The 13172-nt window shown below is 68.0% G+C and carries 11 protein-coding genes; 7 read left to right on the forward strand and 4 right to left on the reverse strand.

Features of this window, described 5'->3' with window-relative positions; translation table 11 throughout:
• Nucleotides 1-179: 179 nt before the first annotated feature.
• Together K307_RS32655 and K307_RS32660 are read left to right on the forward strand one after the other, a co-directional pair.
• Nucleotides 180-620, forward strand: a complete 441-nt coding sequence (locus K307_RS32655; RefSeq protein WP_042885094.1) for an Hsp20/alpha crystallin family protein — start codon at nucleotides 180-182, stop codon at nucleotides 618-620.
• A gap of 15 nt (nucleotides 621-635) precedes the next feature.
• A complete protein-coding gene (locus tag K307_RS32660; protein ID WP_042885096.1) occupies nucleotides 636-1037 on the forward strand; it encodes an Hsp20/alpha crystallin family protein in 402 nt (133 codons plus the stop codon).
• 62 nt (nucleotides 1038-1099) lie between these two features.
• On the opposite strand, the gene K307_RS32665 is transcribed toward K307_RS32660, so the two are convergent.
• Together K307_RS32665 and K307_RS32670 are read right to left on the reverse strand one after the other, a co-directional pair.
• The gene (locus K307_RS32665; protein WP_051975261.1) at nucleotides 1100-2155 is read right to left on the reverse strand and encodes a bifunctional UDP-4-keto-pentose/UDP-xylose synthase; all 1056 of its coding nucleotides are present in this window, start codon (nucleotides 2153-2155) and stop codon (nucleotides 1100-1102) included.
• 44 nt (nucleotides 2156-2199) lie between these two features.
• Nucleotides 2200-3894 (reverse strand): ArnT family glycosyltransferase, encoded by a 1695-nt coding sequence (locus K307_RS32670; RefSeq protein WP_230626378.1) that lies wholly within the window; start codon nucleotides 3892-3894, stop codon nucleotides 2200-2202.
• A 353-nt stretch (nucleotides 3895-4247) separates the two neighbouring features.
• Between K307_RS32670 and K307_RS32675 the strand changes: the two genes are divergently transcribed.
• Both K307_RS32675 and K307_RS32680 read left to right on the forward strand, forming a co-directional pair.
• Nucleotides 4248-4919, forward strand: coding sequence for a response regulator (locus K307_RS32675; protein WP_042885100.1), 672 nt, complete (start codon nucleotides 4248-4250; stop codon nucleotides 4917-4919).
• The gene (locus tag K307_RS32680; protein WP_042885102.1) at nucleotides 4916-6271 is read left to right on the forward strand and encodes an ATP-binding protein; all 1356 of its coding nucleotides are present in this window, start codon (nucleotides 4916-4918) and stop codon (nucleotides 6269-6271) included. Before K307_RS32675 ends, K307_RS32680 begins: the two co-directional genes overlap by 4 nt.
• A 60-nt stretch (nucleotides 6272-6331) precedes the next feature.
• On the opposite strand, the gene K307_RS32685 is transcribed toward K307_RS32680, so the two are convergent.
• Nucleotides 6332-8683 carry a Tex family protein gene (locus K307_RS32685; RefSeq protein ID WP_042887675.1) on the reverse strand — a complete coding sequence of 784 codons (2352 nt, stop codon included), beginning with the start codon at nucleotides 8681-8683 and terminating at the stop codon, nucleotides 6332-6334.
• 258 nt (nucleotides 8684-8941) lie between these two features.
• On the opposite strand from K307_RS32685, the gene K307_RS32690 reads away from it, so the two are divergent.
• The 3 genes from K307_RS32690 to K307_RS32700 all read left to right on the forward strand — a co-directional run bounded on the left by K307_RS32690 (nucleotide 8942) and on the right by K307_RS32700 (nucleotide 12235).
• Nucleotides 8942-9754 (forward strand): hypothetical protein, encoded by an 813-nt coding sequence (locus K307_RS32690; RefSeq protein WP_042885105.1) that lies wholly within the window; start codon nucleotides 8942-8944, stop codon nucleotides 9752-9754.
• Nucleotides 9755-9788: 34 nt separating this feature from the next.
• Nucleotides 9789-9992 (forward strand): DUF465 domain-containing protein, encoded by a 204-nt coding sequence (locus tag K307_RS32695; protein WP_013956445.1) that lies wholly within the window; start codon nucleotides 9789-9791, stop codon nucleotides 9990-9992.
• Nucleotides 9993-10060: 68 nt separating this feature from the next.
• Nucleotides 10061-12235 carry an ATP-dependent DNA helicase gene (locus K307_RS32700; protein WP_042885108.1) on the forward strand — a complete coding sequence of 725 codons (2175 nt, stop codon included), beginning with the start codon at nucleotides 10061-10063 and terminating at the stop codon, nucleotides 12233-12235.
• Between the two features lie 90 nt (nucleotides 12236-12325).
• On the opposite strand, the gene K307_RS32705 is transcribed toward K307_RS32700, so the two are convergent.
• Complete coding sequence (locus K307_RS32705) at nucleotides 12326-13156, reverse strand: outer membrane protein assembly factor BamD (RefSeq protein WP_042885109.1); 831 nt, start codon at nucleotides 13154-13156, stop codon at nucleotides 12326-12328.
• Between the last annotated feature and the right edge of the window lie 16 nt (nucleotides 13157-13172).

Raw genomic sequence — 13172 nt, forward strand, 5'->3', positions numbered from 1 at the left:
CCGTTCGTCCGCTATCCGACCTCTTGAAATCCTTGCGGCCCGGCACTAACTATGGGTTGCCCAGTCGTCGCGGCAACGCGCGCTGCGTGTTTCTGTTGGTTTGCAGGGGCATGGCAGGAGACCCGGAGCAGCACATGAGGGCCCTGCGCTTCCCCGCTGCATAGAAGGAGGATCAAACCATGAGTGACTTCTTTTTCGGGGCCGACCCGTTCAGTGAATTCGACCGGATGCAACGGCAGATGGCGAACCTGTTCGGCGGATTTCCTTCCAGCTTGCGCTCCGGGCGTTTCGGCGCGTATCCCCCGCTCAACCTGGGCACCACTGACGACTCGATCGAGATCGTGGTGTTTGCGCCCGGCCTGAAGGCGGACCAGTTCGACCTATCGATCGACAAAGGGTTGCTGACCATCAGCGGCGAGCGTGCCCCGGTCCGGCCCGAAGGCGATGCCGAGGCGCGACCCTATGCGCAGGAGCGCTTCGCCGGCAGCTTCCGCCGCGTGATCGAGTTGCCGCAGGCGGCCGACCCGGACAAGGTGCAGGCGCGCTACGTCAACGGCTGCCTGTCGATCAGCGTGGGCAAGCGCGAAGCGTCGCGCCCGCGTGCCATCACCGTCAGCTGACGCGAGGAGGAAGCCATGAACGAATCGAACCAAGTTGTCCAGCGCGACCAGAACGCCATTGCGCAACGCCGCGAGGACACGCAAGCCATGACGCTGGTGCCCGCGGTCGATATTTTCGAGACCGCCAGCGGCGTCACACTGTGGGCCGACCTGCCCGGCGTGCCGCGTGACAAGCTCGAGGTCAACGTCCACGACGGCAGCCTGCGCATCGAGGGCGAGGCCGAGGTGCCGACACCGCCGAGCCTGCGCGTGCAGCATGTCGAGGTGCGGCAGCCGCGCTATGCGCGCACGTTCACACTGAGCCCTGACCTGGATGCGTCGCGCATCGAGGCCAACCTGCAGGATGGCGTGCTGAAGTTGACGATCCCGCGCCGCGAAGAAGCGCGGCCGCGGCGGATCGAAGTCTCGGTCGGCTAAGCGCGCATCAGGCAAGACGGCGGCGCAATGCGCCGCCGTCTTGCTGTCCCCGCGCCGCGCGGCTAAGCCTGGTTCACCAGCGTACGCGCATCGGTCACGTGCCCGCGGTACGCCTCGAAAATGCGGCGCAGCGCCGCCTCCATGCTGATCCTGGGCTCCCAGCCCAGCTCCTCGATGGTGTTGTCGATCTTCGGCACGCGGTGCTGCACGTCCTGGTAGCCCTTGCCGTAGAAGTCGCCCGACGAGGTCTCGACGATCTGCGTCTTGCGCGCTTCCTCCGCGTACTCCGGATAGTCCGCCGCCATCTTCAGCATCATCTCGGCCAGCTCGCGCACCGAGTGGATATTCGCCGGGTTGCCGATGTTGAAGATCTTGCCGGTGGCGATGCCGTTGGGGTTCTCGATGATGCGCATCAGCGCGCTGATGCCGTCCGAGATATCGGCAAAGGCCCGCTTCTGCGCGCCGCCGTCGACCAGCTTGATCGGCTCGCCGCGCACGATATGGCCGAGGAACTGCGTCACCACGCGCGACGAGCCTTCCTTCGATTCGAAGATCGAATCGAGCCCGGCGCCGATCCAGTTGAACGGGCGGAACAGCGTGTAGTTCAGCCCTTGCTCCATGCCGTAGGCGTGGATCACGCGGTCCATCAGCTGCTTGGAGCAGGCGTAGATCCAGCGCGGCTTGTTGATCGGGCCGTAGACCAGCGGCGAGGCCTCGGGATCGAACTCGTCGTCGCTGCACATGCCGTAGACCTCGGAGGTCGACGGGAACACCAGGTGCTTGCCGTACTTGACCGCGGCGCGCACGATCGGCAGGTTGGCCTCGAAGTCCAGCTCGAACACGCGCAGCGGCTGGCGCACGTAGGTGGCCGGCGTGGCGATGGCCACCAGCGGCAGCACCACGTCGCACTTGCGGATGTTGTACTCGATCCACTCCTTGTTGATGGTGATGTCACCCTCGAAGAAGTGCATGCGCGGGTGCTCGACAAGGTCGCCCAGGCGGTCCGTCGACATGTCCATCCCATAGACCTCCCACGGCGTGGTTTCCAGGATGCGGCGCGTCAGGTGGTGGCCGATAAAGCCGTTGACGCCGAGGATCAGTACTTTCTTGCCTTGCATTGCGTTTGACGATGGCATGGGGGAAACAGAATGCGCCGGCGCGACTAGCGCTCGCCGGCGACGGGGAAGTTGGCGACCGCCACGCGGCGCCAGTCGCGCGCGACCACGTGCATTGGCACGCGCGTGCTCAGTTCAGCAAAGGTCTGCGGAGGCAGCAGCGCGATGGCGCGCGGGCCGTGCTGCCAGGCATCGACAAAAGCATCGACGGTCGGCAGCCATTTCTGCGGCTCCTGCTCGGTGCCGAACGACAGTTCGTCGGCCTGCGCGACCATGGTAAGCGGATGGTGCAGGTAGAACGGCAGCGTATGGTCCAGCATGCCGACGCCATAGAGCGGCATGCCGGGGCGCAGCACGCGCGCGATCGGCGCCACCATGTCGATGCCTGACGCCGAGCGCCCGATGGTTTCGTGGCCGAGCAGGGCGATGGAGAAGGCCAGCAGCATGCCCAGCGCATACGCTGTGATACTGGCCATGCGCCCGCGCCGCCGCAGCAGCCACAGCCCCGCCGCGGCGCTGGCCAGCACCAGAACGAACGCCAGCGCGGCCCACACGGCATAGGCGCGGTACAGCGCATTGGGCGTGTTGTTGGAATCGAGTGTGGCCACGTAAGGGCTCGCCAGCAGCCCGATCGCGCCCACGACCAGCATCGCGCGCAGCTGGAGGATCCAGGCACGCGCGCCGGTCCGCGCCAGCGCTACGCCCGCCAGGATTCCCAGCGCCGGGAACACCGGCAGGATATAGCCCGGCAGCTTCGATCCGGACAAGCTGAAGAACACGAAGATCGACACCGCCCACAGCGCCGCCATCAGCGCGGGCTGGAACGGCCGCGCGCCGCCTGCGCGGGCGGTACCGGCACGCTGCCTGACCGCGCGCACCATGCCGGGCAGCAGCCCCAGCCACGGCAGGAAGCCACCCAGCACCAGCGGCACGAAGTACCACAGCGCCCCCTTGCGGGCATGCACGGTCGAGGTATAGCGCTGCCAGTGCTCGTGGATGAAGAAAAAGCGCAGGAATTCCGGGTTGTGCCGTGCCACCAGCCAGTACCACGGCACCGCCACCAGCAGCATTACCGCGATGCCGGCTGGCGCATGCAGGCGCCGCCAGAGCGCCAGGTCGCGCGTCACGCAGGTGTACACCACCAGCACCAGGCCGGGCAGCACGAGGCCCACCAGTCCCTTGGTCAGCAAGGCCAGGCCCATCGCCGCCCAGCACGCCAGCATCCAGTTGCGGCGCGTGGCTGGCGTCGCTGACGGATGCTGGGCCAGCAGCATGCTCGCCAGCACGCAGGCCATGATGCCGGACAGCGTCATGTCCAGCGTATTGAAGTGCGCGGCGACGTTCCACATCGGCGCGCTGGCCAGCACCAGCCCCGTCAGCAGCCCGGCGCGCGCGCCGAACCAGCGTGCCGCGGCCAGCATCGACGCGCCCAGCCCGGCGATGCCGGCCAGCGCCACGCACAGCCGCGCCTGCCACTCGCCAATGCCGAACAGCGCGTACGAGATTGCCGTCACCCACATGTGCAATGGCGGCTTCTCGAAGTACTTCAGGCCGTTATAGCGGATGGTGACCCAGTCGCCGGTGTTCAGCATCTCGCGGGCGATCTCGGCGTAGCGGCCCTCGTCGGGACCGAGCAGGTGGCGCACGCCCAGCGTGCCGAACCAGGCCAGCGCGAACACCAGCACGACCAGCGCCACTGCCAGCGTGGGGACGCCCGCCACCCGGGTGCCGGGCCATGGCAAGGCCGGCCGGGCGGTGACAAGCGCAGGCTCGGCGGCGTGACGATCGGAACGATGCCGGGGAACGGCGTGGGCCGGAGGCGGGTGTGACGGCAAGGGCGGGTGCTGGCTAGGGGTGGGCCAGGCGTCGGCGTCCGGCGGGAGGGCTCCGGCGTGACTTTGTCCACGCCGTGGGCATGCGCGGCGTTGAACAAGGCAGGAGCCTGACAGTGCGAGCCTGAGAATAAGCTGCCAACCTTAATGGCACATTAAGCGGGGTCGCGCACAATGGTGGCGCGATACGTGGCCCGCACCACGCAGTGCGCGATCGCGTGACCGGCACGTAACACCGATCCCACCGGCAATCACCCGGAAGAATGAGAATCCTTATCGTTGAAGACGACTCCATGCTGGGCGACGGGCTGCGGCGCGGCCTGCAGCTACTGGACTATGCGGTCGACTGGTTTGCCACCGGCACCGAAGCCGACCACGCGCTCGACGTCGTCCACTACGACGCCGTGGTGCTGGACCTCGGCCTGCCCGGCGAGGACGGCATGGCGCTGCTGGCACGCTGGCGCGCGCGTGGCTGCCGCATCCCCGTGATCGTGCTGACCGCGCGCGATGCCATCGAAAGCCGCATCGGCGGGCTCGACGCCGGCGCCGACGACTACCTGGTCAAGCCGATCGAGCTCGATGAACTGGCCGCGCGCCTGCGCGCCGTGACCCGGCGCGCAGCGGGGTTGTCGTCGCCGGTGTGGAAACACGGCGCACTGGAATTCCATCCAGCCGCGCGCCAGGCGTACTGGCAGGGCAAGCCGGTGGAACTCACCAGCCGCGAAGCCATGCTGCTCGAACTGCTGCTGGCGCACCCGAATCGGCTGCTGACGCGCGACATCCTGCGCGACAAGCTCTATGACTGGCAGGGCGGCGTGGAAAGCAATGCGTTGGAAGTCCATATCCACCATCTGCGCCGCAAGATCCACCCCAAGATCGTGCGCACCTTCCGCGGCGCCGGCTACACGCTGGGCGCGGCGGAGGATTGCGTATGACGCTGCAGCGCCGCCTGATCCTTGCGGTCCTGATCGCCGCGCCGGTGGTGTGGCTGCTGACCATCGGCATGACCTATGTGCGCGCCCGGCACGAGATCAACGAGCTCTATGACACCGACATGGTGCGCATGGCGCTGCAGATGCATTCGGTGGTGCCGCTGGTCGATGTCGCCGCCGCGCCGTCGCGCACCAGGCTGCCCCAGCTGGTGGAGGGCGATCAGGGCGATGCCGGCCTGGGCGATCTCGCCATCGCCGCCTGGCTGCCGGACGGCAAGCCGCTGCATCTTGATCCCGAGGGTGACCTGCTGCCGCGCGCCCCCGGCGTGAAGGGCTTCACCGATATCACCATCAACAAGGAGCCGTGGCGGCTGTACTACCTCGACGACCCCGATACCGGCTGGCGCGTGTGCGTCGGCCAGCAGCTCGGCGAGCGCAATGAGCTGATCCTGTCCTATATCGCCGCGCAGGTGCTGCCATGGGCCGCCGGCCTGCCGGTGCTGATCGGGCTGCTGATCTGGTTCATGCGGCGCGCATTGGCGCCGATGCGGGCGTTGTCGGCGGATATCGAAGGCCGCACGCCCGACGACCGCCGGCCGCTCAGCCTGGAGGCCGTGCCTGGCGAACTGGTGCCGCTGGTCCATGCGACCAACCGGCTGCTGGCGCGCGTATCGGACTCGATCGAGCACGAACGGCGACTGACCGCCGACGCGGCCCATGAGATGCGCACGCCGCTGGCCGCGCTCAAGGCGCAATGGGAGATCGCCGAGCGTTCGCCCGACGAGGCCGAGCGCGCCCAGGCGCGCGCCAATGTGGCCACGGGCATCGACCGGATCGGGCGGCTGGTGTCGCAGTTACTGACGCTGAGCCGGCTGGAAGATGCTTCCGGCCTGCCGTCGCGCCAGCCGGTGAACTGGGTGCCGGTCGCGCAGCAGGCGCTGTCCGACTGCCTCGGGCTGGCGCGGCAGAAACAGGTCGACGTGGAACTGGAGTGGCCCGCGCAAGGCCAGGCGCCGCTGCCGGTCGCGGGCGATACCAACCTGCTGTCGCTGATGCTGCGCAACCTGCTCGACAACGCCATCCGCTACAGCCCGCCTGACGCGCTGGTGACGATCGACTTCCAGCCGGATGGCATCACCGTGCGCGACCAGGGGCCGGGCGTGGCACCAGACGTGCTGGCTCGGCTGGGCGATCGTTTTTTTCGCTGCAGCACCGGGCAGCGCGAGCAGGGGCACGGCCTTGGCATTTCCATCGCGCAGCGCGTGGCGCGGCTGCATGGGCTGGAGATCGCGTTTTCCAACTGGTCCGATGGGGCGGGTAAGGGACTGGCGGTGCGGATTGTGCGCAGCGGCTGACAAACAAGAACGCCCCGCACGGTACATCCCGTGCGGGGCGTCTTGCCATGCTCCTGAGGCTTAGCGCTTGAGCTTGGCGAAGGCCGCGGCCATCGCGCCCGCCGGCTCCGGCTCGCGGCGGCCGCCATTCAGGCCCTTGCCACTATTGCGTTGGCCACCACGATCGCCACGCTCGCCGCCGGCACGTGCCGTGGCCTGGCCCGGCTCGTCGTCCAGCCGCATCGACAGGCCGATACGGTTGCGCTTGACGTCGACCTCCATCACCTTGACCTTGACGATCTGGCCGGCCTTGACCACCTCGTGCGCGTCCTTGACGAACTTGTTCGACAGCGCCGAGATATGGACCAGCCCGTCCTGGTGCACGCCGATATCGACAAACGCACCGAACGCCGCGACGTTGGTGACCACGCCTTCCAGCACCATGCCGGGCTGCAGGTCCTTCACGTCCTCCACGCCTTCCTGGAAGGTCGCGGTCTTGAACTCGGGACGCGGGTCGCGGCCCGGCTTTTCCAGTTCGGACAGGATGTCGCGCACGGTCGGCAGGCCGAACGACTCATCGGTGAACTTCTCCGGCGACAGGCCGCGCAGCGCGTCGCGGTTGCCCATCACGTCGCGCAGGCCCTTCTTGATGTGCTCCAGGATGCGCTGCACCACCGGATAGGCTTCCGGGTGCACCGAGGAGCGGTCCAGCGGGTTGTCGCCGTCGTTGATGCGCAGGAAGCCGGCGGCCTGCTCGAAGGTCTTGTCGCCCAGGCGCGGCACCTTCTTCAGCGTGTCGCGGTTGGGGAAGGCGCCGTTGGCGTCGCGGAATTCGACGATATTGCGCGCCAGCACCGAGTTCAGGCCCGACACGCGCGCCAGCAGCGGCGCCGAGGCGGTGTTGACGTCCACGCCCACCGCGTTCACGCAGTCCTCGACCACGGCGTCGAGCGCGCGCGCCAGTTCGCGCTGGTTGACGTCATGCTGGTACTGGCCCACGCCGATCGACTTGGGATCGATCTTGACCAGCTCGGCCAGCGGATCCTGCAGGCGGCGCGCGATCGACACGGCGCCGCGCAGCGACACGTCCAGGTCCGGGAATTCCTTGGCGGCCAGCTCCGAGGCGGAGTAGACCGAGGCGCCGGCCTCGCTGACCACGATCTTGGTCAGCTTGAGCTCGGGCATCTGTTTCATCAGGTCCTGCACCAGCTTGTCGGTCTCGCGGCTGGCGGTGCCGTTGCCGATCGACACCAGCGCCACGTTGTGCTGCTTGGCCAGCCGTGCCAGCGTGGCGAGCGAGCCGTTCCAGTCGCGGCGCGGCTCGTGCGGGTAGATGGTGGCGGTGTCCAGCAGCTTGCCGGTGCTGTCCACCACCGCGATCTTGCAGCCGGTGCGGATGCCGGGGTCGACGCCCATCACCGACTTGGGACCAGCCGGCGCGGCCAGCAGCAGTTCATGCAGGTTGCGGCCGAACACCTTGATGGCTTCGCCTTCAGCGGTTTCGCGCAGCTGCGTCAGCAGTTCGGTTTCCAGGTGCGGCTGCACCTTGACGCGCCAGCACCAGCGGCACACGTCGCCCAGCCACTTGTCGGCCGGGCGGCCCAGGTTCTGGATGCCGACGTGGCGCGCGATCATGCCTTCGCACGGGTGCGGCACCATCGCGTCCTGTTCTTCGCCCAGGCCCAGCTTGATCATCAGCACGCCCGCGTTGCGGCCACGGAACAGCGCCAGCGCGCGGTGCGAGGGCACGGTGCGGATGGTTTCGCTGTAGGCGTAGTAATCGCGGAACTTCTCTTCCTCGGCGCTTTCCTTGCCCTCCATCACGGTGGAAGACACCACGCCGTTGTTCCACAGGTGCTCGCGCAGCTTGCCCAGCAGCTCGGCGGTCTCGCCGAACTGCTCGGACAGGATGTCGCGCGCGCCGTCCAGCGCGGCCTTGACGTCGGGCACGCCGCCGTCGGCGGTGGGGTTACCGTTGACGTACTTGGCGGCCTCGGCCTGCGGGTCGAGCGTGGGGTCGGCCAGCAGGGCCTGCGCCAGCGGCTCCAGCCCGCATTCGCGCGCGATCTGGGCGCGGGTGCGGCGCTTGGGCTTGTAGGGCAGGTAGAGGTCTTCCAGCGCCTGCTTGGTTTCGGCGGCCTCGATGGCGGCCTGCAGTTCGGGCGTGAGCTTGCCTTGCTCCTGGATCGACGCCAGGATGGCCGCGCGGCGGTCTTCCATGTCGCGCAGGTAGAGCAGGCGCTCTTCCAGGTTGCGCAGTTGCGTGTCATCCAGGTTGCCGGTCACTTCCTTGCGGTAGCGGGCGATGAAGGGGACGGTGGCGCCTTCGTCGAGCAGCGCCACGGCTGCCGCGACCTGGCGGGGCTGGACGGACAGCTCGGCCGCGATGAGCGACACGATCTTTTGCGAGACGGATGCGGGCAGGTTGGACATCGGGAACGCGGTGGGAAACGCAGTCAGTCGAAAGCGGGGCATTTTGCCACAAGCGCGCGGGGGCTCATGACGCGGGTGCAGCATGAGGGTGCGGCATGCAGGTGCGGCGGACGACGCCGCGCGGCGTCGCCCGCACGTGCGATCCGCGCCGGAGCGCGCGCGGCCCGCACGCCGATGTGCCCCGCAATGTCCCCGCGCAGTGGCCCGAGGTGGCCGCGGAGGCAGGCCGGCACGTGGCCCGGATGTTAGAATCCCGTCATGATCGTCAAGCCCCGTCCGGCCGCCGCCAAGGCCACATCGCCGGCCGCCTCCGAGGCGGCCATCCTGGCCATGCCCACACTCGCCCGAACCTTCCCGTCCCGTGCCGGCCGTATCGCCTTGCCCGCGCTGGTCGTGGCCGCCTGCGCCGCGCTGATGCCGGCAAGCGGGGCGCTTGCGCAGGCCTCGACCCCGGCCGCTGCGCCCGCCGCCGCCGGCGCCCGCGACTTCGCCGCCGAACGCAAGGCCATCGGCGATTCACGCGCCTGGACCAACTACCGCTTTGCCGCCGCCGAGCGCGAGTGCTACAGCAAGTTCTTCGTCACCCGCTGCATCGACCAGGCCAAGGAAATCCAGCGTGGGGAGCTGCACGTGCTGCGCACGCGCGAGCTGGAAGTGGGCGAGGCCGAGCGCGCGCACCGCGCCGCCGAGCGCGACCGGGAACAGGCGCTGCGCCGTGCCGAGTTCGAGGCCAGCCAGCCGAAGCGCGCCGCCAGCGAGCAGTCCAGCCGCCAGGCCTTCGATAAGAAGCAGCAGGAGCAGCAACTGCGCGATGCGCAACGCCAGGGCGAAGCGCCGCAGCGTGCCGCCAATGCGCAGGCATACCAGCAAAAGCAGTCCGACTTCGACGCCCGCATGAAAGAGGCGCAGCAGAAGGGCGCCGAGCAGGCCCAGCAGCGCCAGGAGAACGTCAAGGCGTACGAGGCCAAGCAGCGCGAGCTGGAACAGCGCCAGAAGGAGCTGGAAGAGCGTCGCGCCAAGGCGAAGGAGCAGCAGAGCCCGGCGTCGGCACCGCGCCCGTTCGGCTTCTGAGGCGGCGGTACGTGACGGCGCACCGGAGGCGCATATGGACAGCAACCTGAACACCCTCGAGCGGCGCATCATGGAATTGCAGATCGAGCACCGCGACCTAGACTTCCTGATCGACCGGCTGGCCAGCGACGCAGTCCATGACGAACTGCAGCTGCGCCGGCTGAAGAAGCGCCGGCTCAAGCTGAAGGACGCCATCACGCTGCTGCAGCTGCAGCTCGAACCCGACGTGCCGGCCTGAGCGCGCCGCGCTCGCCGTACCGACCGCCGCCGGCCTGGTCCGGCGGCCTACATAATTCCCCCCAAGCCTTGTCCGACCTTCCCGATTCCCCTGAGCTGTCCGATGCCGCCGAAGTGACCGGCGCGGAGGCGCCCGCACACGCCGCGCCCGCCGATGCCACTGCCAGCCGCGGCGCCGAGCTTGCCACCATCTTTGCCGACACCGGCACGCTGGCGCAGGCCATCCCCGGCTACCGCCCGCGCGCCTCGCAGCACAAGATGGCCGAGGCCGTCGCCGGCGCGATCGCGGAGAACGACACCGTGATCGTCGAGGCCGGCACCGGCACCGGCAAGACCTACGCCTACCTGGTGCCGGCAATGCTGTGGGGCGGCAAGGTGATCCTCTCCACCGGCACCAAGAACCTGCAGGACCAGCTGTTCCTGCGCGACATCCCCACGGTGCGCCATGCGCTGAATGTGCCGGTGTCGGTGGCGCTGCTCAAGGGCCGCGCCAACTACGTCTGCCACTACCACCTGGAACGCGCGCAGGCCAACGGACGCCTGGCGTCGCGCCAGGATGCGGCGTGGCTGCGGGATATCGGCCGCTTCGTCAAGGAAACCTCGACCGGCGACAAGGCCGAGCTGGCGTCGGTGCCGGAGAACGCGCCGGTCTGGCAGATGGTGACGTCCACGCGCGACAACTGCCTGGGCTCGGAATGCCCGTTTTACAAGGACTGCTTCGTGATGCGCGCGCGCAAGGAAGCGCAGCAGGCCGACGTGGTGGTGGTCAACCACCACCTGTTCTTTGCCGACGTGGTGCTGCGCGATACCGGCATGGCGGAACTGCTGCCGGCGGCCAACACCGTGATCTTCGATGAAGCCCACCAGCTGCCCGAGACCGCCACGCTGTTCTTCGGCGAGACGCTGTCGACCAGCCAGCTGCTCGAGCTTGCGCGCGATACCGTGGCCGAGGGCCTGTCGCATGCGCGCGATGCGGTGGATTGGGTACAGCTTGGCGCGCCGCTGGAACGCGCCGCACGCGACCTGCGCCTTGCCTTCAACAAGGACAATGCACGCCTGGCGCTGGGCCAGATCGAGGCCGACCGCCGCATCGCCGAGCCCTTCAACGAAACGCTGGATGCGCTGGACGAGGCGCTGTCAGACTTCGTCGAGATGCTGGAGAGCCAGGCCGAGCGCGCCGAGTCGCTGCAGCAATGCCACCGCCGTGCGCTGGAACTGGCCAACAAACTCGCTGCGTGGCGCAGCGAAGCCGCGGCCGCCCCGGCACCGCAAGCGGCCGAGGGGGAGGGTGAGGCCGCGGCAGTCCCTGCGGTCCCCGCCGGACCCGAGACGGTGCGCTGGGTCGAGGTGTTCTCGCATACCGTGCAGCTGCACCGCACGCCGCTGTCGATCGCGCCGATCTTCACGCGCCAGCGCGACGGCCAGCCGCGCGCATGGGTCTTTACCTCGGCCACGCTGTCGGTGAAGGGCAATTTCACCCACTACGCCGCGCAGCTCGGGCTCGACAAGGACCGCTCGCTGACGCTGCCCAGCCCCTTCGACTATGCGAAGCAGGGCCTGCTGTACGTGCCGCGCGACATGCCGCCGCCGCAATCGCCGCAGTTCACCGATGCAGTGGTGCAGGCCGCGCTGCCGCTGATCGAGGCCGCCGGCGGGCGCACCTTCCTGCTGTGCACGACGCTGCGCGCGGTGCAGCGCGCGTCGGACTTGCTCTACGACGCCTTTGCCGAGCGCGGCCTGAACCTGCCGCTGCTGGTGCAGGGCCAGGCCAGCCGCACTGAACTGCTGGATCGCTTCCGCGAGCTGGGCAATGCCGTGCTGGTCGGCAGCCAGAGCTTCTGGGAGGGCGTGGACGTGCGCGGCGAGGCATTGTCGCTGGTGATCATCGACAAGCTGCCGTTCGCGCCGCCTGACGACCCGGTGCTGGCCGCGCGCATGGAAGTGCTGCAGAAGAAGGGCCTGAGCCCGTTCGCCGTGCACCAGCTGCCGCACGCGGTGATCACGCTCAAGCAGGGCGCGGGGCGGCTGATCCGCTCCGAGTCCGATCGCGGCGTACTGGCTATCTTCGATACGCGGCTGGTGGAAAAGCCTTATGGCCGCCAGATCTGGCAGAGCCTGCCGCCGTTCACGCGCACGCGCGAAGCGGCGACGGTGGTGCGTTTCCTGGAATCGTTGCGCGGGGCGGAGACGGCCCGGGCCGGTGCCGAGACTGAAACCGGCGGCGAGGACGCGCCAGAGGAATGACGGCTTTGGCGTCCTGAGGGCGAGTCACAAACAAAAACGGGACGGTCTTGCGACACGTCCCGTTTTTTCATGGCCACTGGCCGGCAAGCCTCAGAAGACTTCCCACCAGGACTTGTCCTTGCGGCGCTCGCCATACTTGATGAAGTCGCTGTTGGGGAAATTGTGCTCCATCACGCGGGCGGTATCGTCGCGCAGGTCTTTCATGCCCATCGCGTCATACGAGCGGATCATGATGTACAGCGCTTCTTCGTTGGCCGGTGCACCGTCGTATTCCTTGAGCGACTGCTGGGCGCGGTTGACCGCAGCCAGGTAGGCACCGCGCTTGTAGTAGTAACGCGCGGCATGAACCTCGTGCTGGGCCAGCGAGTTGACGATGTACTGCATGCGCAGCGTGGCGTCAGGCGTGTACTTGCTGTCCGGGTATTTCGTGATCAGCGTGTTGAACGCGTCGTAGGCGGCACGCGCGGCCTTGGGGTCGCGCTCACTCAGGTCCTGGCCGGAGAAGCGGCCCAGCCAGCCCAGGTTGTCGTTGAAGTTGATCAGGCCCTTCAGGTAGTAGGCGTAATCGATATTGGGGTGGTTCGGGTGCAGCTGGATAAAGCGGTCGATGGCTGCCAACGCCGCCGCGGTCTCGCCGTCCTTGTAGTTGGCGTAGGCGGTATCAATCTGTGCCTGCTGCGCGTAGCGGCCGAACGGATAGCGGCCCTCGAGCTTTTCATACAGCTTGACGGCGCGCGTGTAGTCGCCGCCATCCAGTGCGTCCTTGGCTTCCGAATATAATTTGTTGGCCGACCAGCCAGCGGTTTCGTCGGGCTGGTCAGCTAGCAGGCCGCATGCTGACAGCATGACGCAGCCGCCTGCGAGCAGAACCGCTCCAATTGTCGTGCGCCAGCGCGCGCGTTTCATGCTCTGCAATTGCATGGGCAATCGTATCCCG

The sequence above is a fragment of the Cupriavidus necator A5-1 genome, from assembly GCF_000744095.1.
GTDB classification, from domain to species: Bacteria; Pseudomonadota; Gammaproteobacteria; order Burkholderiales; family Burkholderiaceae; genus Cupriavidus; species Cupriavidus necator_A.